Genomic DNA, 23,706 nt, shown 5'->3' on the forward strand with positions numbered 1-23,706 from the left:
CATCCGCCGACATGCCGCCCGCCCCGTCACCGACAGGTCAGTCGCCGATCCGGCGCCCGTCCTTCGGCCACACCGTGACGACCGCCGGACGCACCGCCTTGCCCGGCCCGTCGGGCCACTGCGACAGCGGGTTGTCCGCGCTGGCACCGTCGATCTCGCCCGGGTGCTGGACGGCGATCAGTACGCGCTCGTCGTCGATCACCGGACCGCACACCTCGGCACCCTTCGGCACCGTGAGGAACTGCTTGACCTCACCCTCGCGCCGCCCGCGCACCGCGACGCCGAACAGCCCGTCGTTGCTCCCCAGCGCGTTGCCGTCCGTGGAGATCCACAGGTTGCCGTGCGCGTCGAACGCCAGGTTGTCCGGGCAGGAGATGGGGCTGACCTTGTCCTTGGGGAATCCCGCGAAGTAGGTCGCCGGGTCCTCCGGGTCACCGCAGACCAGGAACAGCCGCCAACCGAAGCGCGTGGAGGCCGGGTTGTTCCAGTGCTCCGTCAACTCCAGCACCTGGCCGTGCTTGTTCTGGTTGCGCGGGTTGGCCTCGTCGGCCGGTGCCGCGCCGTCCGTGCCGCGCTTGGTGTTGTTCGTCAGCGCGACATAGACCTTGCCGCTGCGGGGGCTGGGCTCGACGTCCTCGGGCCGGTCCATCTTGGTGGCGCCCACCTTGTCACCGGCCTGCCGGGTGAAGATGTACACCTCCTCGGCGGTCATGCCCTCGACGTGACTGCGGTCGCCGCTGGCCAGCTTGACCCACTCGCCGCGTCCGTCGAACTCGCCGTCCGAGGGCAGCGCGCCCTCGCCGTCGATCTGGCCTGCCGGGCTGTCACCGCTGAACTTCGCGACGTACAGGGTGCCTTCGTCCAGCAGCCTGGCGTTGTGCTCGCGCACCCAGCGGCCGTGGCCGCGCCGCATGCGCTCCTTGGAGATGAACTTGTAGAGGTAGTCGAAACGCTCGTCGTCGCCCATGTAGACGACGGCGCGGCCGTCCCGCGTCAGCCGTACGTTGGCTCCCTCGTGCTTGAAGCGGCCCAGCGCGGTGCGCTTGCGCGGCGTCGACTCCGGGTCGTTCGGGTCTATCTCGACGATCCAGCCGAAACGATTTACCTCGTTCGGCTCCTTCGTCACGTCGAAGCGCTCGTCGTACCGCTCCCACTTGCGCTCGGACGCCCCGCCCGACAGGCCGTAGCGGGCGAGTCGCTCCTTGGTGGCCGGGTCGGTGACGGCGTCGGTGTGGGCGAAGTACTGGTTGAAGTTCTCCTCGCCGGAGAGCACCGTGCCCCACGGCGTGGTACCGCCGGCGCAGTTGTTGAGCGTGCCCAGGACCGTACGGCCCTCGGGGTCGGCGCTCGTCCGCAGCAGTTCGGCACCCGCTGCCGGGCCCGTCAGCTCGAAGGGCGTCGTCGCGGTGATCCGGCGGTTGAGCCGGTGGCGCGGCACGGTCGTCAGCTTCCCGCCCCGGCGGTGCTCCTCGGTGGCGAGCACCGTGAAGCCGTGCGCCGCCCAGGCGATCTCGACCTGCTCACGGCTGGGGTTCTCCGAGTCGTAACCGGAGAACATCATCTCCTCGGACGTGTACTCGTGGTTGGCCACCAGCAGCTTGCCGTGGCGGTCGCCCGGGATGTCGAGCAGCGCGACATAGTCGTTGTTGTAACCGAACTGGAGGGCCTGCGCCTTCGCCGACTGCTTGTCCGCGTCGAAGACGGGTGCCCCGGCGAGGACGGGGTCGCCCCAGCGGACCAGCACGTCCTGCGTGTAGCCCTCGGGGACCACCACGCGGTCCTCGGTGTTCGGCTCGACGGGCTCGAACCGCAGCCCGCGCGCGGCACCGTGCCCGTGGCTGTGGCCGTTTCCGTGCCCATGCCCGTTGCCGTGCCCGTTGCCGCGCCCTCCCCCGAGCCCCCGTGCGGCGGCGGGCGTGGCGCCCGGCCCGATCACGGTCGCCCCGGTCGCCGCGACGACGGTCGCCACCGCACCGGCGGCCAGCGCAGAACGGCGCGACAGTGCCCCCGAGATCACATCGCCGACATACTCGTTGTCGCTCTTGTTCGGTACCTCGTGGAAGCAGGCGTCACCACACCGGTAACGGCAGGTGAGGGCGGATCTACCGCCGGGGTGTGAGCCGATGAGCGGCAGGAGTTTACGCATGGGTCCCTCCGGATGTTCGAGCTACGCCGAGCGTGACGCTATGGGCGTAGCGCCGCCGGGGGGCGACGTCGGAATGAAGTCCGGGTGAACCGAGGCCCGATCTTCATCGGTCGACGCTTCCGCCACGAAAGAGGGGCGGAACCGTCATTTCCGTCGACTGATCGCATGGCCGGGCGCGGCTGGGCCGGGCGGGGCGGGAATCCGAGGTGCGCAGCCCCGCCCTCGGGGGTAGCGTCGGCCCATGAAGGATCGGCCGCCGGATCTTGACGAGCACGAGCTGCGGCGTGAGCTGCGCGTATGGGAGATCGAGCCGGTCACCTTGACGTACGTACCGGTCGGCTTCGGTGACCACCACTGGCGGGCGATGGACGCCCTGGGGCGGGAATGGTTCCTCACCGTCGCGGATCTGGCGCACAAGGAGTACTGCGGAGACACCCCCGAGTCCGCCCTCCAGGGCCTGCGCCATGCCATGGACACCGCTGCGGCCCTGCGGGAGGAGGCGTTCGGGCGCCCCGGACTGGATTTCGTGGTGGCACCCCTGCGCACCGTGGACGGCGAGACCGTCCGCCCGCTCGGCCCCGGAGCACGGTACGGCCTGAGCGTCTTCCCCTATGTGGAGGCCACACCCGGCTCCTTCGACGACCAGCTGGCCCCGGAGGAGCGCGCCCCGCTGATCGACCTGCTGGCCACCCTGCACACGACGGCCCCACCGGCGTCGGCCCCGGTCCTCTCCCCCGAGCTGACCTCACGGCTGATGCTGGAGGAGGCCCTGCGCGAGTGGGAGGAGCAGCCCGGCGGGCCCGGGGCTCGGGGCGAAGCGAAGGCTGTGGCGGAGAGCCCGGCGCAGGGCGGCGACGAGGGCCCGTACGCCGAGCCCGCCCGCGCGCTGGTGGCGAAGCACGCCGCCGGGCTGCGGCAGCGGCTGGACGAGTTCGACCGGCTGGTCACCGAGCTGAGCCGCAGCGGCGCGGAGCTGGTCGTCACCCACGGTGAGCCCCACCCGGGCAACCTGCTGTGGCGCGGCGACCGGTGCCTGCTGGCCGACTGGGACACCGCGGGCCTGGCAGCGCCCGAACGGGACCTGTGGCATATCGCCCCGCTGTCGGAGGACCTCGCCCGCTACCAGGCCGCGACCGGCCGTACGCCCGACCCGTCCGCGCTGGCGCTCTACCGGCTCCGCTGGGACCTGGAGGACCTGACCGTCTATCTCGGCTGGTTCCGCGCACCCCACGTACCCACGCAGGACATGGCCCAGGGCTGGGCGGGCCTCACCGAGATCATGTCCCGCCTGGCGTAGTGCCGCGGCAGGCAAGGTGGACGGCTGGGGCCTGCCGTTTGGATCATGCTGGGCAAGCTCCAAGCGAGAGGCCCTAGGTACCGAGCGACAGGCCGTGCTCGTCCGCGAACGCCCGTCGGCACAGGCCATGGCAGAAGCCGTAGAGCGTCCCCTGATGGATCAGGGTCAGCGTGGAGTCGTCCAAGTCCACGCCCATGCCGCAGATGGGGTCGACCAGCCTGCCCCGCGCTCCTTCACTGGCCCCCTCCTTCGGCTCGCCCTGCGGCTCGTCCTGCGGCTCGCCCTGCGCCGGGTCCTGCGCCGGGTCCGGTGCCGGGTGGTCGGCGGCGGCACCGTCGCGGTACGGCCGGGAGATGAGCTCCGTGAGGTCCATGCTGCTCATGGCCCGGCCATGGATTCCCACGCCGCCCTCAGAGATGCCGTCCACCAGAACCACCGCGTGCGGTTCGCGCCGCACCCGCTCGGGGTCACGGCCCGCGAGCCGCTCGGTCTCGGCCAGAACGTCGGTCACGATCTCCACGACGTGGCCGCTCATGTCCTTACGCCAGGACGCCGGGACAGTCACCCGCACCAGATAGCGCGGCGGCTGTGCGGGGTCGGCCGACGGCCGCTGCCCGAGGACCCAGGTGGCGGGCTCGTGCACGAGCACCTGGGTGAGCAGGCGCTGGGCGTCGAGGATCTCCATGGCGTGGCTGTCGTCCTCGACCATGAGGGTGTCGATGAGCCTCCGGCCCAGTGCCTGCTGCCCCGCGGCGCTCAAAGCGCCCTTGGGCAAGAAGACCTCGATCAGCAGCATCTCGTACTCCTGTGCGTTGCGTCCGGCTGTTGACGTAAGGCCCACTATGCCCCTGAGGGGTATAGGAGATAATCCGTCTGAGGGACGACCGGACCCCTACCGCAGGGGGAGTAACCGCTACGCGTCCGGCGTGCTCACCGTCGACCAGCCCGGTCGCCCCGGCTACAGGTCCGCGATGAGCGCGTCGAGGTGGCCCAGGGCGGCGGCCACCCGTCCCGGGGCGCCCTGGAAGAACGGGTCGTGCGGAGAGGGCAGCGATCCGGCCAGTGCCCAGCCCCGCCCCCGCGCCCAGGTCGCGTCGTCGACGCCGACCGCCTCGCGGAAGACGCCCCGCGCCTCGTCGGGCAGGAACTTCCACGCGGGCAGCAGATCGACGGCCGGGTCACCCACGGCCAGCGTTCCGAAGTCGATGACGGCGCTCAGCCTGCCGTCGACGGCCAGCAGGTTGCCGGTCGCCAGGTCCCCGTGGACCCACACCGGCTGGTCCTCCCAGGCGGGCGCCGCGAGCGCCGCCTCCCACACGGCCGTCACCGCGTCGGTGTCGACCATCCCCTCAAGCTCCGCGATCTTGGGGCGTACCCGCGCTTCGGTGGCCAGGGAGTCGCGCGGGTCGCCCATGGGCACGCCCCGATACGCGTTGCTCCACTCCGGGCCGGGCCCGCCCGTGGGATCGATCCTCTGCAGGGCGGCCACGAACCCGGCCAGCTCCGTCGCCGTGCGTACGGGGTCGGCAAGGCCGTCGGCGGACACCGCCTCGCCCTCCAGCCACCGGTAGACCGACCAGGGGAACGGATAGCCCTCGCCGGGCTCGCCCCTCCCGAGCGGCTCCGAGACGGGGAGCGGCAACTGCGGCGCGAGCCACGGCAGCCATCGGTGCTCCCGCGCCACCTGCCCGACCCACCGCGGGAAGCGGGGCAGCCGGACGGACATCTCCTCGCCCAGCCGGAACGTCGCGTTGTCCATCCCGGACAACCGGACCTCGTTCAGAGGCAGTTCGGCCCACTGCGGAAACTGCGCGGCCAACAGCCGCCGCACCAGCCCCGCGTCGATCGCCAGCTCATCCGAACCACCGGTTGACACGCGTTTCTCCCCACTGCGGACGACGACGCCCCATCCCACCGCCCCGACCTCCTGCTGTCCACCGGATTTCGCACCGGCGCCCCGGCCGGTAGCGTGCGGCGGCATGCCGTTCCCCGATGAAGTGAGCCCGGTGACCGTCGTCGAGTACCGGCCGCAGTGGCCGCTGGAGTTCGAGCGACTGGCGGAGCAACTGCGCGAGGCGCTGGGCGATCACGCTCTCGGGATCGACCATGTGGGCTCCACCTCGGTGCCGGGCATGCCCGCCAAGGACTGCCTCGACGTACAGGTGCGGGTGCGTTCCGTCGACGAGGGGCGTGCGGTGCCGCTGCTCGGCGCGATCGGCTTCCGGTGCAGGCCCGAGCCGTGGAACCGGACCGAGGTCTCCTCCGGGCAGAAGTGCCGCAAGCTGGTCTTCGCCCCGCCGGTCGGCGACCGCCGGTGCAACGTCCACCTCCGCGAGGACACCAGCCCCAACGCGCGCTACGCCCTGCTCTTCCGCGACTACCTCCGCGCCGACGAGACGGCCCGCCTGGCCTGGGGCACCTTCAAGTTACGCCTGGCCCGCAGCGTCCCGGACCTCCTGGACAACGGCCAGATCAAGGCCCCCGCGACCGACGTCCTGATGACCGCCGCCGAACGCTGGGCCACCGCCACCGGCTGGCCGTACGCCTGACCTGCCCCTTCGGTGGAGCGGCCAGGACCGCTCTCTCGATGGCCGGGTCTCACGGCCACGTGCGGTCGATCCGGTCGGCCCGTACGGCGTATGCAGCAGGGCCACCGCGTGCAATGGCCTGGTGGATCAAGGTACGGCAGCGGTGGAGGCGCTCGACCATCTCCATGGTCGGCAACTGCTGATTGTCCAGGTAGAAGAGCGTTGCCCCTCGGTCCCGCACAGGCTGGATCTCGTGGTCACGCGATTTGATCCGGCTGTCCTTCGACAGCGGGACCCAGCCCTGGTCGAGGCCGTGGATGATCCACTCCTCGTCGGGAATGGCCTGCGCGTCAGACGGAAACACCTCGCCAATTCGGTGGACTGTCCACTCACGTGCCCTCAACTCTTCGGCGACATGGCGCCCGAGGTTCCTGTCGAGAAAGAACTCATACGGCAAGGCGCACCACGGCCTGGCACAGCGCAACCACCTGATCAGTGCCCATGTCGTACTCGTACGCGATGTCCTCGACCGTCTCCCCCGCCTCCCAGAGGTCGGCGACAGCCTTCACCGGCACCCGGTTTGAAGCCACAACGGGCAGGCCATGCCCGAACCTCGGGTCGATCACGACGGGGACTTCATCCGGGTACTGCCTCAGTTGGAGGCTGGAGGGGAAGTCGTCGCCCGCGTCCCACGACAGATAGCGGAGGTAATCCGCAACGACCTCATGGATCGGTGCCTGCCCGTCCCGGGCCCTCCGGAGGTCGCCGAAACCATGCTCGACGAAGATGTCCACACCGTCGGTCGCGATCCGCTTGGAGACCAGACCATAGGGAGTCTCGAAGGCGTCCCGCACCGCTGCTGCCGCTTCGCGGATCTCGCTCATGCGCAGGCCAATACTCCGAAGCGAGCGCAGGACGTACGCCTCGGCCACCGCGACGAACGGCACCGAGGGTTGCCCCCACCGCAACGGCTCGACCCAGTGCACGAGTGGTGCACCAGCAGCCTGTCCCTTCAGCCACGTGTGCAGCGTGGAGTCGGGGATTTGCAGATAGGAGGAAGTTTCCGCTGGCGTGAGGAGTCCATCCGAAAATCTGTCGATCATGGTGGACTCCTCCCGTTTCGACCGCGACGAGCAACATCCTTCCATACCCATCCTGGCACCTCACCCTGGAGCGACGCATCGTTCGAAGAGGCAGCGGGTCAGCTGTCGGCCGGATGGGTGGAGCCCCGTCAGGCCAGGATTCTGGCTGGTGATGAGCAGGGTCAGTGGGGCGCGGCGGGGGCGGGGGTGGCGGTGTTCGTGGGCGAGGAGGTAGGGGCGGATGAGGGGGAGGTGGTCCACGTCGAGAGGCGGGGGCGGGTGGGCCGCCCCGTGTGCGTACGGGCTGCGGTGCGCGGGGAGCGGTGGCAGGCGGCGGGGCGTTGGCTCGGGCGCGGACGGTGTGCCGGTGTGGCGGTGCGTGCCCCGTCCCGGGAGCAGCCATCGCAGGAACGCCGTCCAGGCGCACCGCATGTCAGCCTCGCCGCCCGTACTGGTCGCCGGTGGACTGCTCGTTCTTGCAGCGAACCTTGGCGAGCAGGGCCTCCGTCGGCGGGAGCACGCTGACCGCCTCCAGCTCGGTCGTCCACTCGCACCCGCCTGCGGGCGGCCGGATGTACGCGAGCGGCGGCGGGCTGGCGGCATCCGCGGGTACCTGCGGGCTGCGGAACGCCCCGACCGCCATCAGCACGCCGACACACTTCCGCGCCTCGTCCCATACGAGGGCGCCCACGTGCGGGCGCAGCCTCTCGTACGCCTTGTTGTCCATCCGGCATCTCCTTGCGGCAGTTCTTCCGTCCTGCCACAGAGGATTCACGCGTAGTCGTACGCTTACCAGCGGTGACACCTTTAACTCTCGGAATTGAAGAAGAGCAGTGAGGGCTACGCATGGGCCGTTCGAAGTCACTTGATCCCCGCGCCTCCCTGGCTGCCGCGCTCGGATCGAAGATCCGCAAGCTGCGGGAGGCGCGGGGATGGACGCAGCAGGGCCTCGCCGACCAGATGTACGTGTCGGCCAGCCGCATCGCCCAGATCGAACTGGCCACGGACCCTCCGAACGAGGCCCTGGCCGAGGACCTGGACCGCGTACTGGGCGCGGACGACGAGATCAACGTGGCTTGGCACCACATGCATCGGGTGGGCTATCCGGCCTGGGTACGGCCGTACATTGACTTGGAGAAGCGAGCGAGTCGCATGCGGCACTTCGCGCCGCAGTTGGTTCCTGGACTCCTCCAGACGCCTGCGTACGCACGTACCTTGTTCCTCTCCGGACAACCAGGCATCTCGGAATCCGAACTGAACCGTCAGGTCGAGGCGAGAACCAGCCGACACAAGCTGCTGGAGGGACCAGACCCGCTCTACTTCTGGGCGGTGCTGGACGTTTCGATTCTGCTGCGCCCATTTGGCGACGAGCCAGCAATCATGGGTGAGCAGCTCGCTCACTTGCTCGCGATGACCGAGCGTCCTCACATCCAGCTTCAAGTGCTCCCCCTTGAAGCTGGCCATCACGGGCTCCTGGACGGTGCACTGGCCCTGCTGGACTTCGCTGATGGACCAGGAGTCGCGTACCTGATGGGGTTGGGCACCGGTGAGATTGTGGAGTCCGCCGAGGACGTGAAAAGGTTCTCAATGATTTACGACCAGCTGATGGTCAAATCCCTTCCTCCCGAGCCCAGTCGGGATCTGATCAAGACGACGATGAAGGAGCGCTACGGATGTCATCCGCCTCCGAACCCCGACTGAGTGGCGCCACATGGCGCAAGTCCAGCTACAGCGACAGCCAAGGCGGCAACTGCCTGGAGGTCGCCGACGGAGTCACCGGCCTCGTGCCCGTGCGGGACAGCAAGCGAGTGGACGGCCCCGCCCTCGTGTTCCGCGCCCCCGCCTGGTCAGCCTTCGTCACCGCGCTGCGCGGCGACCGCGCCGTGGACTGAGTCCGTGGCGGATTACGGCCATCTGGTGGCCGTAATCCGCCACGGACTCAGGCGAGGGCCTGAGCCAGCTCCGGGGGTGCCGCGTCGATGACGGTGTCCAGCATGCCGCGTGAGGTCTGGAGTTCGCTGATCGAGGTGCTGATCCGCTCGCGTTCCTGCCGGAGCTGGGCCAGCAGGTCCGGGCAGGTGGGCACGAGCTGCGGGCCGTCCTCCCGTATGCACGGCAGCACCTGCGCGATCGTGGCCGTCGACAGACCGGCGGCGAGCAGGCTGCGGATGCGGCGTACGACGGCGACGTCCGCGTCCTCGTACGTGCGGTAGCCGCTGGGCTGACGGGTGGGGTGCAGCAGGCCCTGCTGCTCGTAGTAGCGCAGCAGCCGCTCGTTCACTCCGGTCCGCCGGACCATCTCTCCCATGCGCATGCGCCCCGCACCTCGCTTGCTCGGCTCACTTGACTCTGACACTGATGTCAGACTCTAGCGTCCCGGTATGACATCGGAACGGGGCGCGGACCGGGGCAGGGAACGCAGTCAGGGCCTGGCACTGGCAACGCTCACCACCTGCGTGTTTCTGGTGGGCACCGCGGAATGGGTGATGGTCGGGCTGCTGCCGGACCTGTCGGCGGATCTGGACCTGCCGCTGCCCGCCGTGGGCTCGCTGGTCACCTGGTATGCGCTGACCGTGACCGTCGCGGGTCCGCTGGTCACCGTGCTGCTGCTGCGGTTCGACCGCAAGCGGGCGCTGCTCGGCCTGGTCGCACTGTTCGTCGCGGGCAACGCCACGGCGGCGCTGGCGGGCGGCTTCGGGATGCTCGTCGCCGCCCGTATGGTCACCGCGCTGACTCACAGCACCGCGTTCGCGGTGGCGCTGGTGATCGCCGTCTCGATGTCGCCGGCCGCGTATCGGGGCCGGGCTATCTCCGTCGTCGCGGCGGGCTGGAATCTGGCCACCGTCTTCGGCGCCCCGCTGGGCACCTGGATCGGCGGACAGTACGGCTGGCGCGCGACGTTCTGGAGCATCGCGGGGCTGAGCGCGCTGGCGCTGGCGGCCGTGGCGGTGCTCGTACGGGCGCCCGCCGCGAAGACGGTGCCGCGCGCGGGTGCGGAGGTGCGTGCGCTGCTCGACCGGCGGGTGGCCACGGTGCTCGTGATCGTGATCGCGGCGCAGGCCGGTCTGTTCACCGTCTACACCTATGTCGTGCCGCTGCTGAGGGAGGTGAGCGGCTTCGGTCCGACGGCGGCCACCGTGCTGCTCGCCGTCTTCGGTTTCGGCGCGCTGAGCGGCAACGTGCTCGGCGGACGGCTGGCCGACCGCGCGCCCTGGGGCGCGCTGTGCGTACTGCTGGCCGGACTGGCTTCGGTGCTCGGGCTGTTCACCTTCACGAGCCGCGCGCAGGTGACGGCAGCCGTGACCGTGCTGGTGCTCGGGATGATCGCGGGTGCACTGATACCGCTGCTCCAGGAACGGGCGCTGGCGGCGGCACCCGGCGCGCCGACGCTGGTCACGGCGGTCGTCGCGTCGGCGTTCAACCTGGGAATCGCGGGCGGTTCCGGGCTCGGCGGCGAGGCGCTCGGCGGCGGATTCGGGCTGGGCGACGGGCCGGGTGGCGGGCTGGGCCTGGGCCAGCTGCCCTGGATCGGTGGGCTGGTGGCGCTGCTCGCGTTGCCGCCCGCCGCACGGGCCGCCCTACGCCACCGGCACCACCACCGGCACCGCCACCGGGCGGGTCCGCACGACCGCGCCGACGACCCGCAACGCGCACGAAGGGCCCCTGAGCCCGCGCGACTGAGCCGCTGACGCACCCGATGCGTCGGTATCCACTGGAAAACCCCTCTGAAGGAGACCTCACCATGTCCACCACCGCACTCCCCCCGTCCACGCTCCCCTCCTCCGCGCTCGGCCGCGTCGTGCGCGGGTCCGGCGGTCCGGGGCTGCTGCTCGCGCACGGCGGGGGCGGCGGAATCGACGCCAACTTCGGCCCGATCCTCGACGGCCTCAGCGCGGGCCGCACCGTCGTCGGCCCCGACTACCCGGGCGCGGGCCGTACGCCGCGACGCGACGAGCCGCTGACCCTGGACGGGCTGGCGGACGAACTGGTCGCCACCGCCGTCGAGGAGGGGCTGGAGACCTTCGCGGTGGCCGGGTACTCGATGGGCGGCCCGCTGGCCGTACGCGCCGCCCTCCGGCATCCGGAACGTGTCACCGCGCTCATCCTCACGGCGAGCTTCGCTTCGCCGAACGCCCGAATGCGGCTCGCGGTGAAGATGTGGCGCGACTACCTGGAGGCTGAGGACTTCGAGGGCCTGGCGGAATTCGTCACCCTGATCGGCGCGGGCGCACCCTCGCTGGAGGAGATCGGGCAGGCCGAGCTGGACGCGTCGCTGAAGGCGGTGGCGGCGACGGTGCCGCCGGGCACCCTGGACCACCTCGCGCTGATCGACGGCGTCGACATCCGCGACGGCCTGTCCAGCGTCGCCGTACCGACCCTGGTCATCTCCACCCTCCACGACAACCTGGCCACGCCCTTCCACCACCGCCGGCTCGCCGACGGCATCCCCGGCGCCCGCTGGGCCGAACTGGCCTCGGGTCACCTGCCGTTCGTAGAGCAGCCGGAGCAGTGGCTGTCCCTGATGACGGACTTCCTGGACGACGTCGGCCAGTGACGCAGGCGGCCTCACACTGCCGGGGGCTGTGTCGTCGTACTGCTGGGACGACGCCACGGAGACGACACCACGAGGGAGTACACCGATGAGTGACCTTCCGTCCATTGCCGACCGCTTCGAAATCGAGGCGCTGCGCGGTGAGTTCACCGATGCGGGCATGATGCGCGACTACGACCGCTTCGCGTCGCTGTTCGCACAGGACGGCATATGGCGGATCCCCGACGCCAGCGTCAAGTTCGTCGGCCGGGAGGAGATCCGCGCAGGGATCGAGCGGTTGCAGGGGGTCTGGGAGTATTTCGTGCAGACCGTGCACCCGGGCACGATCCAGCTTGGGGGCGCCACCGCGGTGGGTCGCGCATACGTCTCGGAGTTCGGCCGCATGCGCGACGGCAGCTCGCACCTGAACTACTCCGTCTACCACGACCGCTACCAGCGCACCCCGGACGGCTGGAAGTTCGCGGAGCGTGCCTACGAGGTCAGATACCTCGACACGACTCCGCTGGCGGGCTCGGTGCCGCGACCCCCGGTCAGGCCGACCTCCGCATCACCAGACGCGTAGGGGTGACCACGGACGACAGCGTGTGGGTGCCGCCTCCGGGGGGCGGTCTGTCCGACGTCCGGTCGAACAGCAACCGCGCCATCAGCCTTCCCATCCCCTCGATGTCCTGGTGCACCGTCGTGAGCGGCGGCTCAGTTGACTCGGCGATCGTCGCCAGGTCGTCGAAGCCGACGACGGCCACATCCTCCGGTACGCGGCGCCCCCGCTTCCGCAGCACCCGCAGGGCACCGGACGCCATGAGGTCCGAGGCGACGAACACCGCGTCCAGATCGGGACACCGGTCCAGGAGCACGGCCATGGCCCCGGCCCCGCCCTGCAGCGTGAAGTCACCCTCGGCGGTCAACTGGGGTGAAGTGCCCGGGAGCACGTCGCGGTAGCCGTCGAGGCGGTCCATCGCGGAAACCTGGCTGAGCGGCCCGGTGATCGTCGCGATGTGTCCACGTCCCAGCGACACGAGATGGCGAACGGCTTCCCTCGCACCACCGCGGTTGTCGGCGGTGACGTAGGTGGAGACATCGCTGCGGTGTCCGGCGCCCAGGGCTGGGCGACCGCCGAAGACGGCGGGCATCTCCATCTGGTCGACCATGCCCGGCAACGGGTCGTCGGCGCGCAGTGAGAACAGCAGCGCGCCGTCGACGTGGCCGCCGGCCAGGAAGTTGCCCACGCGTGGATAGTCGTCCGGCTCCTCGATGAAAAGGAGCACCGGCTGCGCTCCCTGCTGGACGAGTTCTTGCCGGATGCCGCGGAGATGGCAGTTGAAGTAGGGGTCCACGAAGAGCCGGTTCTGCGGTTCGGTGACCACAACCGCGACTGCGTTGTTGCGGCGGGTGACCAGTCTTCGGGCCGCCTGGTTCGGTACGTAGCCGAGCTCCGCCACCGCTTCTCGGATCCGTTCGGCAACCGCCGCGCGCACCTTCGGCTCACCGTTGATCACACGGGAGACGGTGGACTTCGACACCCCTGCCCTGCGGGCCACGTCCTCGAGCGTGGGGCGTTGCCTGTTCGGTCCTTCAGCCAACGCGGCCTCCCCATGGGTGCAGTTCCTCGGATGTGGCTGGACACGCTAGCCGTCCGTCAGCGGCACTGGCGCTTCAATTACGCCGGGCCGCAGAGCTGTGCGGCCGGGGGATGGTCATGGCTCGCGGGCGAACGCCGCGCAGTCAGGGCAGTCGTCGAGAAAGCGGTGACGGCACTCGACGGTGTGCTGCAGGAAGGTGATGGCGTGCTGGGTGCGGGCCATCTCGCGTTCGAGGCCCGCGATCTTTGCCCGCACCACCGCCTGCGCCGCCGCCTTCGTCGGCGCCATGGCCGCCGTGACCTCCGGCAAGGAGAGGCCCACTCGCCGCAGTTTCAGGACGGTGCGGGCTCGTTCCAGCGTCTCGTCGTCGTAGACGCGGTAGCCCTTGCCGTCACGACGCACCATGAGCGCCCCGACCTGCTCCCAGTGACGCAGCACGTGAGCCTCGACTCCCAGCTCGGCGGCCACTTCTCCGATCATCCTCACTCGCTCGCCCCTTGCCTTCATGCCGACCTGAACCCCTAGCTTCCCCAGCATGACCGAGACTCCTCGCGCCACGGGCGCGCCCCGGACCCCGTCGACACTTGTGACCGGTGCGGCCGGCAACCTCGGGCGGGAGATCGTCGACGCCCTCCACGCGCGCGGTGTGCGGGTGCGGTGCCTCGACCGCAATCCAGCGGGTGCGCGCCCCGGCGTGGAGTCGGTGGTCGGCGACCTCACCGACCCCGGTGTCCTCCGCTCGGCGCTCGCGGGGATCGACGCGGTCCTTCTCATGTGGCCGATGCTCACTGCCGCCCCGGCTCATGCCATGCTCGCGCAGCTCAGCGCTGAGAGCCCCACAGGCTCTGAGGCGCCGCGTGTCGTCTATCTGTCCTCCTCAGCCGTCGATGACGGACGCGATCGCCAGACGGACCCGATCGTGCAGGTGCACGCGGACATGGAGGCCCTGCTCAGCGATGCCGGGCTGCGGCCGGTGGTGCTCCGGAGCGAGACGCTGGCATCCAACGTCCGCGGGTGGGCCGAGCAGCTGCGGGCGGGCGATGTGGTGGCGGGCCCCGACATCGCGCGGACGGCGGTGGTGGACGAGCGGGATGTCGCCGATGCGGCGGTGACCGCCCTGCTCTCGGACGGCGCCCAAGTCGGTCGCGGACCGCACGTGCTGACCGGACCCGAGGTGCTCGGCCGCGCCGATCAGGTCGCTCAGCTCGGCACGGCGCTGGGGCGGCGCTTGCGCTTCGAGGCGGTCCCCGCCGAACGGGCGCGGGCGCGCATGCTCGCGGACGGCCGCCCCGAGGCTCTGGTAGCGGCGCTGATCGCGGCCTCGCTGCACCGTCCGGAGTCAGGCCGCGTCACCGACTGCGTGGAGCGGCTCGTCGGCCGAGCGGCCCGCACCTTCGCGCAGTGGGCGGCAGACCACGCTGCGGAGTTCGACTGACCGGCGCATGCTGCGGCGGCGGCCGGAACCGGGTCACATAGGCTCGGCACACGATGAGGAACAACCTGACCCCACTCGGACTCAAGGCCGACAAGACAGGTGTGCGACGGCACAACCTGAGCCTCGTGCTGCGGGCCGTGCATGACGCGGGCGAGGTCACCCGGGCCGGGGTCGCCGCCCAGGTGGGGCTGACCAGGGCTGCCGTGTCCTCGCTGGCCGAACAGCTGCTGGAGTCCGGGTTTCTCACCGAGTGGGGCAAGACCTTCAGCGGGCAGGCCGGGCGGCCCGGCACGGTGCTCAAGGTGGCCCGGACCGGAGCCGCCGGGCTCGGGGTCGAGATCAATGTCGACTATGTGGCGGTCTGCGTGCTCGACCTGGCGGGCACCGACCGGGTTCGGCTGGTGGAGCGCCGGGACAACCGGGGGCTGCCCCCCGCCGAGGTGCTGGCGCACGCGGCACAGATCGCCGCCCGTGCGCTGGCCTCGGCCGAGGAGCAGGACCTGCGTCCGGTCGGAGCGGAGCTGGCGGTTCCCGCGCTGGTCTCGGGCGGCACCGTGCGGCAGGCTCCCAACCTGGGCTGGAAGCGGGTGGCGGTCGAGGGGTTGTTCGCGCAGGCCCTGTCCGTCCTGCGGCCCGAACACCGTGCGCTGCCGGTCAGCTCCGACAACGAGGCGAATGTCGCCGCGCTGGCCGAACTGTGGTTCGGCGACGGCGCGGGCGGCGTACGCAGCTTCCTCTACCTGACGGGGGAGATCGGCGTCGGCGGCGCGCTGGTGCTCGACGGCGAACTGCTGCGCGGTGCGCATGGCTTCGCCGGGGAGATCGGACACATGCCGCTGGACCAGGACGGCCCGCGCTGCCGCTGCGGCTCGCGCGGCTGCCTTGAGCAGTACGCGGGCCAGTCCGCACTGCTCAGGGCGGCGGGGCTGGACGACGGATCCGGACTGACGGGTGTTGCCGAACTGGAGCGCCGGGCCAGGCAGGGCGAGGAACGGGCCACGGCCGCGATCGAGCAGGCCGGGCAGAAGCTGGGGCTGGCGGTGGCCGGGGCGGTGAACCTCTTCGATCCCGACGCGGTGATGCTCGGCGGCATCTACCGGGACCTCATGCCGTGGCTGGCGCCCTCCGTCGACCGGGAACTCACGGAGCGGGTGGTCTCCGGGCTGTGGCAGCCGGGCAGCGGACGGCTGCGCGCCTCCTCCCCGTCGGTCGACGCCGCACGCGGCGCGGCGGGCCTGATGATCCGCGAGGTCCTGGCGGACCCGGCGGCCTACGCCTAGCGCCTACGCGCGGTACGCGTACGCGCGGCGCGTTGACCCAGCCGTGGCGCAGCGCGCCACAGCGGTCAGCCGCTGACCTGCACGCCGCACGACTTCCGCAGGATGTTCGCCACAGAGGCCGTCACCGCCGGGCTGACCGACCGCGGGACGAGTACCGCGAGCCCACCGGGCAGGAGTGGCACGACGTGCAGGAGTCGCCTCGGACCGCTGCTTCGCGTTCGGCTCTTGTGCCGTGAGTGAGGCTCTTGACCCTCACGTGGCGTCAGGCTGCATAGTCGGTGCCGTGGAGGATCACTGGACCGTGGGACGCGTGGCCGAGCTGGCCGGCGTGAGCGTCCGCACGCTGCATCACTATGACGAGATCAGCCTCGTTCGGCCGTCGGCGCGGACCGCGGCCGGGTACCGGTCCTATTCGGCGGACGACGTGGAGCGGCTGCGGGAGGTGCTGGCCTATCGGCGGCTGGGCTTCGGTCTGCGGGAGGTTGCGGAACTGGTCGGCGACGCGTCCACCGACGCGGTCGCGCACCTGCGCCGGCTGCGCGGCCTGCTGCTGGAGCGGCGTGATCGCGCTGACGCCATGGTGGCGGCCATCGACAGGGAACTTGAGGCACGAGCGAAGGGACTGAAGGTGACACCGGAAGAGCAACTGGAGATGCTCGGTGCACGGCTGTACGACGCGATCGGCGGCGCCTACACCGCGACACGGCGTACCGAGCCGCGGATAGCCGCGCAGATCTGGGACGCGCTCGGGGACGCGCAGACGGTGCTGAACGTCGGTGCCGGCACCGGCTCCTACGAGCCTGCTGATCGCGACGTGACCGCGGTGGAGCCATCGGCGGTCATGCGGGGGGAGCGGCCTGCCGGCTCGGCGCCGTGCGTGGCAGCCGCCGCGGAGAGCCTGCCGTTCGAGGACCACTCCTTCGACGTCGCGATGGCCGTCTCCACCGTTCACCACTGGGGGGACCCGATAGCGGGGCTGCGAGAGATGCGGCGCGTGGCCCGCCGCGTGGTGGTGCTCACGTTCGACACCGACGAGCCCGGATGGCAGGACCGGTTCTGGCTTACCCGCGACTACCTGCCCGAGTTCGCCGCCGTCCTCGAAGAATTTCCCTCGCTTGCCGGGATGGCCGACGCGGTCGGCGCCCGCGCTGAGCCGGTGCCCATCCCGTGGGACTGCGCTGACGGCCTGTTCGAGGCGTACTGGCGCCGACCGGGGGCGTATCTGGAGGATCACGTGCGCCGTGCGATGTCGGTGTGGACGAGGGTCGGGCTGGAGGCCGAGCAGCGGGCGGTACGAAGCCTCAGCGACGACCTCGACTCCGGCCGGTGGGCCGAGCGCAACAGCGACCTCACCGACCTCGACGCGGCAGATCTCGGCCTCCGCCTGCTCATAGCTTGAATCGCGTGGCAGCGTCAGTGTCATGGCGGCTCCTGGACGGCCCGCCGTTCATGTGCGGCGCTGAGCCGGCATGGCGCTGTGGACAGGACGCACCCCGCGCGTCGGGGGTGCGGGCCCGCGCCGGGGGGGGGTGCGGGCCCGCGCCGGGGGTCAGCTGGGGTGGGAGGCGATCAGGTGGCGGTACCAGTGGTAGCTGTCCTTCGGGGTGCGGGTCAGCGTGTCGTAGTCGACGCGGACGATGCCGAAGCGCTTGCTGTAGCCCAGCGCCCATTCGAAGTTGTCCAGCAGGGACCACACGTAGTAGCCGCGGACGTCGACGCCCTCCTCCATCGCCGCGCGCAGCGCGCTCAGATGGTCGTGCAGGTAGGTGACCCGGTCGGTGTCGTGCACGGAGCCGTCCTCGGCGACCGTGTCGGCCTCGGCCGAGCCGTTCTCGGTGATGTACACCGGCGGCAGCGCCGTCCCGTACTGCCGCTTGAGCGCGACCAGCAGCGCCGTGAAGGACTCGGGGACGACCGGCCAGCCCATCTCGGTGTGCCGTACGCCGGGGTGGTTGACCTCCTCGTACCGGTTGTCGGTGGCGACCCTGCGGGCCGGGTCGGGCTCGCGGTGCGGTGCGTCGGCCACCACGATGGGGCGGTAGAAGTTGACGCCGAGGAAGTCCAGCGGCTGGGAGATGAGTTCCAGGTCGCCGTCCTGGCGGAAGTCCTGGCCGGTGATCAGCTCCCCCCAGGTCTCCTCCTCCGTTGCCGGGTAGCGGCCGAACAGCAGCGGGTCGGTCCATACCAGGTTGTGCTGGGTGTCGGCGCGTACGGCCGCGGCCAGGTCCGCCGCCGAGTCGGTGGCGGGCAGGTTCCGGTCGAGGTTGAGGGTGATGCCCGCCTCCCTTACCCCGGCCGCGCGCAGCGACCGCATGGCCAGTCCGTGGCCGACGAGCAGGTGGTGCGCGGCGGCCAGCGCTCCGGTGCCCTCCTGTGCGCCGGGGGCGTGGCGGCCGATCGAGTAGCCGAGGAAGGAGCTGCACCAGGGTTCGTTGAGGGTGATCCAGCGCGGCACGCGGTCGCCGAGGTGTTCGGCGACGATCGCCGCGTATTCGCCGAACCGCTCGGCGGTCTCCCGTACGCGCCAGCCGCCTCGGTCCTCCAGTGCCTGGGGGAGGTCCCAGTGGTAGAGGGTGGCGGCGGGCTCGATGCCTTGTTCCAGGAGGGTGTCGACGAGGCGCGAGTAGAAGTCGAGGCCCTTGGCGTTGGCGGCGCCGGAGCCGGTCGGCTGGATGCGGGGCCAGGCGATCGAGAAGCGGTACGAGCTGACGCCGAGGTCGCGCAGCAGCGCCACGTCTTCGGGGTAGCGGTGGTAGTGGTCGCAGGCCACGTCACCGGTCTCGCCGGCCACCACCTTGCCGGGGGTGTGGCTGTAGGTGTCCCAGATGGAGGGGCCACGGCCGTCCTCGGTGGCGGCGCCCTCCACCTGGTAGGAGGCGGTGGCGGCGCCGAAGACGAAGCCCTGCGGGAATTTCGGGAAGTCACTCATGAGGAGCCTTACTTGACGGATCCACCGGTGATCCCGGCGGCGATGTACTTCTGGGCGAGGACGAGCAGGATCGCCGCCGGGATGGCGGACAGCACGGAGGCGGCCATGACCGCTCCCCAGTCGCCGACATGTGCGCCGATGTACTGGTAGATGCCGAGGGTGACCGGCTTGACGTCGTCGGTGGTGTTCAGGGTGAGGGCGAACATGAAGTCGCTCCACGCGAACAGGAAGGCGAAGAGCCCTGAGGTGATGAGTGCGTTGCGGCTCATCGGCAGGACCACCTGGACGAAGGTGCGGAGGCGGCCCGCGCCGTCGACCTGCGCCGCCTCGATGACCTCGCTGGGGATGGAGGTCATGAAGGCCCGCATCAGGACGATGGCGAAGGGGATGCCGAGGGAGGCGTCCGCGAGCATCAGCCCGAAGTAGGAGTTGACGAGGCCGAGATCGACGTACGCGCTGTAGAGGGCGTTGGCGATGACGATGCCGGGGACCATCTGCGTGATCAGGGTGCCGAAGAGGATGTACTTGGCAGCCCGCAGCTTGAACTGCGCGAGTCCGTAGGCGCAGGGGGCCGCGATGGCAAGGCAGATGGTGACGGCGCCCAGGGCGACGGCGAGCGAGGTCAGCAGGTTGCCGCCCTGGTCGGTGAACGCCTTCCGGAAGCCGGAGAAGTCCACGCTCTCGGGTACGGGAGAGACCTCGAGGAGCCCGCTGTCCGGCTGCAGTGCGGTGTTCAGCATCCAGTAGAGCGGGAAGAGCATCACGCCCAGGATGAGGACACCGGCCACGGCGGCGCCCCAGCGGGGGCGGGGCCGGTTGTGCTGTGGGCTCTTCCGCAGAGGAACGGCCGTTGTGTGGGTGGCCATGGACGTCACTTCCCCTCGGGGCGGTTGGCCCGCAGGTAGAACACCGCGAAGACGGCGGAGATCAGGATCAGGATGTTGCCGACGACGGCACCGGCGCCGAAGTCCAGTTCGACGAAGGACTGCTGGTAGGTGAGCGTGCCCAGCGTCTGGGTGGCGTCGGCCGGCCCTCCGTCGGTGAGGGCGAGGATCAGATCGAGGATCTTCACGGTGGACATGAAGCCGAGTACGAGCACGACGGTGATCACTGGCCGGAGCATCGGCAGGGTGATCGAGCGGAAGGTCCGCCAGGCCGACGCGCCGTCCAGCGAGGCCGCCTCGTACAGCTCCCTGGGTATCTCCTGGAGGCCGCCGTACAGGATGACCATGTTGAAGGGGATGCCGATCCAGATGTTCACCATGATCACGGAGAACAGCGCCATGGACGGGCTGGTGAGCCAGGGCGAGGAGCCGTCGCCCAGGCCGATCGTGTGCAGGAAGCTGTTGAGCACCCCGGTGTCCTGGTCGAGGATGCGGCGCCACACGACGCCGGAGACGACCATCGGGACGAGCCAGGGCAGCAGGATCAGCGAGCGCAGCACGCCGTTGAGCGGGAACTTCCGGCTGAAGAAGACCGCGAGGGCGAGACCGATGCAGAACTGGCCCAGCAGCGATCCCGCGGTGAAGACGAGGGTGTGCCACAGGGCTTGGCCGAACAGTCCGTCCTCGAAGACGGCGCGCCAGTTGTCGAGACCGTTGAAGGGCGCCTCGCCGTTGAAGAAGGTGGACGGCGAGTAGTCCTGGAAGCTCATCACGATGTTGCGGACGAGCGGGTAGCCGAAGAAGAGCAGCATGAAGGCGACGGCGGGGGCGATGAACCCCCACTGTCCGAGCCTGCGGTTGCGGCGATTGCGGCTGTTGCGTCTGCGCAGCTCATCGGAGTGCGGCTGCGCGGCCTTCGGGTCCGCGGGGCGGGCGGCGGAGGCGGATGCCGTGGTGGTGGACATGGTGGTTACCTCAGTTCCCGCTCGTGGCCCGCTCCTGGGCCTGCTCAAGAGCCGCCCGGGTGCTGGTCTTGCCGGTCAGGGCGGACTGGAAGGCGCTCTGCAGAGCGAGGGAGACGGTGGGCCACCTGTCGCCGATCTTGGCGGTCCGGGAGCGCCCCTCGGCGACCTGGTTGGCGAGCGAGGACAGCTCGGGAACCTGTCTGCGCCACTCGGCGGCGGCCTGCTCGTTCGCGGGCACCATGGAGCTCTTCAGCGCGTAGTCGGTCTGCTCGCTGCGGCTGGTGAGGCAGTTGATCACGCGCCCGGCCTTCTTCTCCCGTGCGCTGTCGCCCGTGTTGGAGGCGGTGAGGACGGCGCCGCCCAGCGGGGCCACCGAGTCGTCCCCGGCCTCTGGCACGGGGATGGTGGCGATGCCGTAGTCGAGGTTCTTCTGCGCGTCGAGGGTCTCCAGCTGCCAGGGCCCGTTGATCATCATGGCCGCGTTGCCCGCCATGAACTGGTCGTTGACGTCGGCCTGCGTCCAGTTGACCGTGGACTTCGACAGCGAACGGTCCTTGATGAGGGACTTCCAGAAGTTGAGCGCCTCAGCCGCCTCCGGGCTGTCCAGATCGGTCTCGTCACCGCCGTTGGACCACATGAACGGCATGAACTGGAAGACCCCGTCCTCCGCGCCACCGGCGCTCAGGGCGACGCCGTACTGCTTGCCGCGGGTCAGGTCCTTGGCCGTGGTGCGAAGTTCGTCCCAGGTGGTGGGCACCTCGACTCCGGCCTTGTCGAGGATCTTCTTGTTGTAGAAGAGGGCCAGGGTGTTCACCGAACGGGCGGCACCGTAGTACGTGCCGTCGTAGGAACCGAACTTGACGATGCCCTCGGGTATCCCGCTGTCGGAGACGCCGACCTCTTCGAGCGGGACCAGGCCCCCGGCCGCCGCGAAGGACGGCACCTGCGACGCGTCCAGCTGGAGCACGTCCGGCAGCGACTTGGACGACGCCATTCGCAGTGCCTTGGTGAGGAGTTGGGCGGCGGGGACACTCTGCTGCTCGATGGTGATGCCGAGCTTCTTGCTGCAGCGCGCCATCGCTTCGGCGTCCCAGCGGTGGAAGGATTCGTCGGTCGAGGAGTTCAGCACGGTGTACACGTCGGGGTCGCGCTCCTGGGAGCAGCCGGCAAGCCCGGCGGTGGCGACGATGGTGAGGGTGACGGAAAGGGGTATCAGCCTCCGCCGGACGGTGCGCCCGGCGGAGCGTCGACGCCTGCGCGGAGCGGCATCCGAGGAGTCAGCTGTCACGGTGTGGGCCCTTGCGTGCGGTGGGGTGCCGGTGCCTCCGCGGAACCACTGTGTGCCGCGGAGGACGAGGGGCGGAATCACGGGCACCGGCGGGCCCGTGAGCGCAGGGAGGGGTCAGCGCGCGCCGAGGATCAGCGCACGCCGAGAAGGTGGTCCATGGCGAGCTGGTCGAGGCGCTCGAAGGCCATGGAGCGCCCGGCGGCCTCGGCCACGTCGAAGTCCTCGAAGGAGGCGCGGTCGGCGAGCAGCGCGGAGAGGCCGTCCGCGGCGGTGGGCTGGGCCAGCTGGTCCAGCCGCGAGGCCCGCAGTGCTTCCTGGACTTCGGAGTCGGCGCGGAAGGCGGCCGAACGCTCTTGGAGGATCAGGTAGTTGCGCATGCAGTTCTTCGCCGACTCCCACACCCCGTCGAAGCCGTCGGTGCGCGCGGGCTTGAAGTCGAAGTGCCTCGACCCTGCGTATCCGGCCGATTCCAGCAGGTCGACGAGCCAGAAAGCCTGTCGCAGGTCGCCCGCGCCGAAGCGCATGTCCTGGTCGTACTTGATGCCGGACTGGCCGTTGAGGTCCAGGTGGAAGAGCTTGCCCGACCACAGCGCCTGGGCGATGCCGTGCGGGAAGTTCAGCCCGGCCATCTGCTCGTGCCCGGTCTCCGGGTTGACGCCGAACATGTCCGGACGCTCCAGGCGCTCGATGAAGGCGAGGGCGTGTCCGATCGTCGGCAGCAGGATGTCGCCACGCGGCTCGTTGGGCTTCGGCTCGATGGCGAAGCGCAGGTCGTAGCCCTGTTCGGTGACGTAGTCGCCGAGGAGGTCGAACGCCTCCTTCATGCGGTCCAGGGCGTCCCGTACGTCCTTCGCGCCGCCGGACTCGGCACCCTCGCGGCCGCCCCAGGCGACATAGGTCTTGGCCCCCAGCTCCACGGCCAGATCGATGTTGCGGATCGTCTTGCGCAGCGCGTAGCGGCGCACGTCGCGGTCGTTGGCGGTGAAGCCGCCGTCCTTGAAGACGGGGTGGGTGAAGAGGTTGGTGGTGGCCATCGGCACCTTCATGCCGGTGGCGTCGAGAGCGGCGCGGAAGCGCTTGACGATCGCGGCACGCTCGGTCTCGGTGCTCCCGAAGGGGATCAGGTCGTCGTCGTGGAAGGTCACGCCGTGTGCACCCAGCGCGGCGAGCCGCTCGACGGACTCGACCGGGTCGAGGGCGGGACGGGTGGCTTCGCCGAAGGGGTCGTTGCCCCGCCAGCCAACGGTCCACAGCCCGAAGGTGAACCTGTCCTCCGGGGTGGGGGTGAAGCGTTCCGACATGATGCGGCCCCTTGCTGCCGAGGTGCCCGATACGAACCGGGATTGATTTGTTTACAGTGATGACTAATACGCCATCGCAGCGATGAACACCAGGGGTCTGACCACTTCAATCTGCGCCCGAATGGGTATAGACAGGTGAAGACAGACTGGGGCACGTGGGAGGTCAGGCGCGCTCGCCACTCCTCGCTCCGATATTTGTTTTGCACACGATCAAACTCGCCCGGCCACTGGCCCTCGTACCGCCGAGACCGGCGGCAGGCAGTGCCCCGTCCCCCCAAGGAAGATCATGAAGTTCACTGACGGCTTCTGGCTGATGCGTGAGGGTGTTGAGGCCTCTTACGCGGCGCAGGCCCGTGAGGTCACCACCGGTGAGGGTGCCTTCACCGCGCATGCGGCGGTGCGGCGGGTGGAGCGGCGTGGTGACACGTTGAACGCGCCG

24 protein-coding genes are annotated in these 23,706 nt (G+C 70.1%); 10 read left to right on the plus strand and 14 right to left on the minus strand.

Annotation, left to right across the window (positions count from 1 at the left end; all coding sequences use genetic code 11):
* Positions 1–37 precede the first annotated feature (37 nt).
* Positions 38–2,146: a PhoX family protein gene (locus LHJ74_RS32955; RefSeq protein WP_260222001.1), complete on the minus strand. Its 2,109-nt coding sequence runs from the start codon at positions 2,144–2,146 to the stop codon at positions 38–40.
* 241 nt (positions 2,147–2,387) lie between these two features.
* Here LHJ74_RS32955 and LHJ74_RS32960 point away from each other — a divergent pair, with 241 nt between their 5' ends.
* Positions 2,388–3,443, plus strand: a complete 1,056-nt coding sequence (locus tag LHJ74_RS32960) for a phosphotransferase (RefSeq protein ID WP_260222002.1) — start codon at positions 2,388–2,390, stop codon at positions 3,441–3,443.
* 73 nt (positions 3,444–3,516) lie between these two features.
* Here LHJ74_RS32960 and LHJ74_RS32965 read toward each other — a convergent pair whose 3' ends face one another.
* Both LHJ74_RS32965 and LHJ74_RS32970 read right to left on the minus strand, forming a co-directional pair.
* Positions 3,517–4,239 carry a hypothetical protein gene (locus LHJ74_RS32965; protein WP_260222003.1) on the minus strand — a complete coding sequence of 241 codons (723 nt, stop codon included), beginning with the start codon at positions 4,237–4,239 and terminating at the stop codon, positions 3,517–3,519.
* A 162-nt stretch (positions 4,240–4,401) separates the two neighbouring features.
* Complete coding sequence (locus LHJ74_RS32970; protein ID WP_260222004.1) at positions 4,402–5,319, minus strand: aminoglycoside phosphotransferase family protein; 918 nt, start codon at positions 5,317–5,319, stop codon at positions 4,402–4,404.
* A 103-nt stretch (positions 5,320–5,422) separates the two neighbouring features.
* Here LHJ74_RS32970 and LHJ74_RS32975 point away from each other — a divergent pair, with 103 nt between their 5' ends.
* Positions 5,423–5,992: a GrpB family protein gene (locus tag LHJ74_RS32975; RefSeq protein WP_260222005.1), complete on the plus strand. Its 570-nt coding sequence runs from the start codon at positions 5,423–5,425 to the stop codon at positions 5,990–5,992.
* A gap of 49 nt (positions 5,993–6,041) precedes the next feature.
* Here LHJ74_RS32975 and LHJ74_RS32980 read toward each other — a convergent pair whose 3' ends face one another.
* From LHJ74_RS32980 to LHJ74_RS32990, 3 genes are all read right to left on the minus strand, one after another.
* Complete coding sequence (locus tag LHJ74_RS32980) at positions 6,042–6,455, minus strand: PIN-like domain-containing protein (RefSeq protein WP_311203377.1); 414 nt, start codon at positions 6,453–6,455, stop codon at positions 6,042–6,044.
* Complete coding sequence (locus LHJ74_RS32985; RefSeq protein WP_260222007.1) at positions 6,418–7,074, minus strand: DUF433 domain-containing protein; 657 nt, start codon at positions 7,072–7,074, stop codon at positions 6,418–6,420. The genes LHJ74_RS32980 and LHJ74_RS32985 overlap by 38 nt, the downstream gene beginning before the upstream one ends.
* Before the next feature lie 412 nt (positions 7,075–7,486).
* On the minus strand, positions 7,487–7,780 hold the full coding sequence (locus LHJ74_RS32990; protein ID WP_260222008.1) for a hypothetical protein: 294 nt from the start codon (positions 7,778–7,780) through the stop codon (positions 7,487–7,489).
* 119 nt (positions 7,781–7,899) lie between these two features.
* Here LHJ74_RS32990 and LHJ74_RS32995 point away from each other — a divergent pair, with 119 nt between their 5' ends.
* Positions 7,900–8,754 (plus strand): helix-turn-helix domain-containing protein, encoded by an 855-nt coding sequence (locus LHJ74_RS32995; protein WP_260222009.1) that lies wholly within the window; start codon positions 7,900–7,902, stop codon positions 8,752–8,754.
* Complete coding sequence (locus tag LHJ74_RS33000) at positions 8,727–8,945, plus strand: DUF397 domain-containing protein (RefSeq protein ID WP_260222010.1); 219 nt, start codon at positions 8,727–8,729, stop codon at positions 8,943–8,945. The genes LHJ74_RS32995 and LHJ74_RS33000 overlap by 28 nt, the downstream gene beginning before the upstream one ends.
* 47 nt (positions 8,946–8,992) lie before the next feature.
* On the opposite strand, the gene LHJ74_RS33005 is transcribed toward LHJ74_RS33000, so the two are convergent.
* Complete coding sequence (locus LHJ74_RS33005; protein ID WP_260222011.1) at positions 8,993–9,367, minus strand: MerR family transcriptional regulator; 375 nt, start codon at positions 9,365–9,367, stop codon at positions 8,993–8,995.
* Positions 9,368–9,434: 67 nt separating this feature from the next.
* Between LHJ74_RS33005 and LHJ74_RS33010 the strand changes: the two genes are divergently transcribed.
* From LHJ74_RS33010 to LHJ74_RS33020, 3 genes are all read left to right on the plus strand, one after another.
* Positions 9,435–10,742, plus strand: a complete 1,308-nt coding sequence (locus LHJ74_RS33010) for an MFS transporter (protein ID WP_260222012.1) — start codon at positions 9,435–9,437, stop codon at positions 10,740–10,742.
* Positions 10,743–10,795: 53 nt separating this feature from the next.
* Positions 10,796–11,608: an alpha/beta fold hydrolase gene (locus LHJ74_RS33015; protein WP_260222013.1), complete on the plus strand. Its 813-nt coding sequence runs from the start codon at positions 10,796–10,798 to the stop codon at positions 11,606–11,608.
* Positions 11,609–11,693: 85 nt separating this feature from the next.
* A complete protein-coding gene (locus LHJ74_RS33020) occupies positions 11,694–12,167 on the plus strand; it encodes a YybH family protein (RefSeq protein WP_260222014.1) in 474 nt (157 codons plus the stop codon).
* On the opposite strand, the gene LHJ74_RS33025 is transcribed toward LHJ74_RS33020, so the two are convergent.
* Entirely contained in the window at positions 12,136–13,143 is a 1,008-nt protein-coding gene (locus LHJ74_RS33025; RefSeq protein ID WP_375546890.1) for a LacI family DNA-binding transcriptional regulator, read from the minus strand. The two genes, LHJ74_RS33020 and LHJ74_RS33025, sit on opposite strands and share 32 nt — an antisense overlap.
* 156 nt (positions 13,144–13,299) lie before the next feature.
* The gene (locus LHJ74_RS33030) at positions 13,300–13,722 is read right to left on the minus strand and encodes a MerR family transcriptional regulator (protein WP_260222016.1); all 423 of its coding nucleotides are present in this window, start codon (positions 13,720–13,722) and stop codon (positions 13,300–13,302) included.
* On the opposite strand from LHJ74_RS33030, the gene LHJ74_RS33035 reads away from it, so the two are divergent.
* The 3 genes from LHJ74_RS33035 to LHJ74_RS33045 all read left to right on the plus strand — a co-directional run bounded on the left by LHJ74_RS33035 (position 13,721) and on the right by LHJ74_RS33045 (position 17,299).
* Positions 13,721–14,620 (plus strand): NAD(P)H-binding protein, encoded by a 900-nt coding sequence (locus tag LHJ74_RS33035; RefSeq protein WP_260222017.1) that lies wholly within the window; start codon positions 13,721–13,723, stop codon positions 14,618–14,620. The genes LHJ74_RS33030 and LHJ74_RS33035 overlap by 2 nt on opposite strands.
* A gap of 53 nt (positions 14,621–14,673) precedes the next feature.
* Positions 14,674–15,900: an ROK family protein gene (locus LHJ74_RS33040; RefSeq protein ID WP_260222018.1), complete on the plus strand. Its 1,227-nt coding sequence runs from the start codon at positions 14,674–14,676 to the stop codon at positions 15,898–15,900.
* Between the two features lie 301 nt (positions 15,901–16,201).
* Positions 16,202–17,299: a MerR family transcriptional regulator gene (locus LHJ74_RS33045; RefSeq protein WP_260222027.1), complete on the plus strand. Its 1,098-nt coding sequence runs from the start codon at positions 16,202–16,204 to the stop codon at positions 17,297–17,299.
* A gap of 150 nt (positions 17,300–17,449) precedes the next feature.
* Here the strand turns inward: LHJ74_RS33045 and LHJ74_RS33050 are convergent, their stop codons facing one another.
* From LHJ74_RS33050 to xylA, 5 genes are all read right to left on the minus strand, one after another.
* The gene (locus LHJ74_RS33050) at positions 17,450–18,829 is read right to left on the minus strand and encodes a GH1 family beta-glucosidase (protein ID WP_260222019.1); all 1,380 of its coding nucleotides are present in this window, start codon (positions 18,827–18,829) and stop codon (positions 17,450–17,452) included.
* An 8-nt stretch (positions 18,830–18,837) separates the two neighbouring features.
* The gene (locus tag LHJ74_RS33055; protein ID WP_260222020.1) at positions 18,838–19,695 is read right to left on the minus strand and encodes a carbohydrate ABC transporter permease; all 858 of its coding nucleotides are present in this window, start codon (positions 19,693–19,695) and stop codon (positions 18,838–18,840) included.
* Between the two features lie 5 nt (positions 19,696–19,700).
* A complete protein-coding gene (locus LHJ74_RS33060) occupies positions 19,701–20,678 on the minus strand; it encodes a carbohydrate ABC transporter permease (RefSeq protein ID WP_260222021.1) in 978 nt (325 codons plus the stop codon).
* A 10-nt stretch (positions 20,679–20,688) separates the two neighbouring features.
* Entirely contained in the window at positions 20,689–21,894 is a 1,206-nt protein-coding gene (locus tag LHJ74_RS33065) for a sugar ABC transporter substrate-binding protein (RefSeq protein ID WP_260222028.1), read from the minus strand.
* A 203-nt stretch (positions 21,895–22,097) separates the two neighbouring features.
* Positions 22,098–23,267, minus strand: a complete 1,170-nt coding sequence (gene xylA, locus LHJ74_RS33070) for a xylose isomerase (protein ID WP_260222022.1) — start codon at positions 23,265–23,267, stop codon at positions 22,098–22,100.
* Positions 23,268–23,706: the final 439 nt, after the last annotated feature.

The organism is Streptomyces gossypii, from assembly GCF_025165795.1.
Classification (GTDB): Bacteria; Actinomycetota; Actinomycetes; order Streptomycetales; family Streptomycetaceae; genus Streptomyces; species Streptomyces gossypii.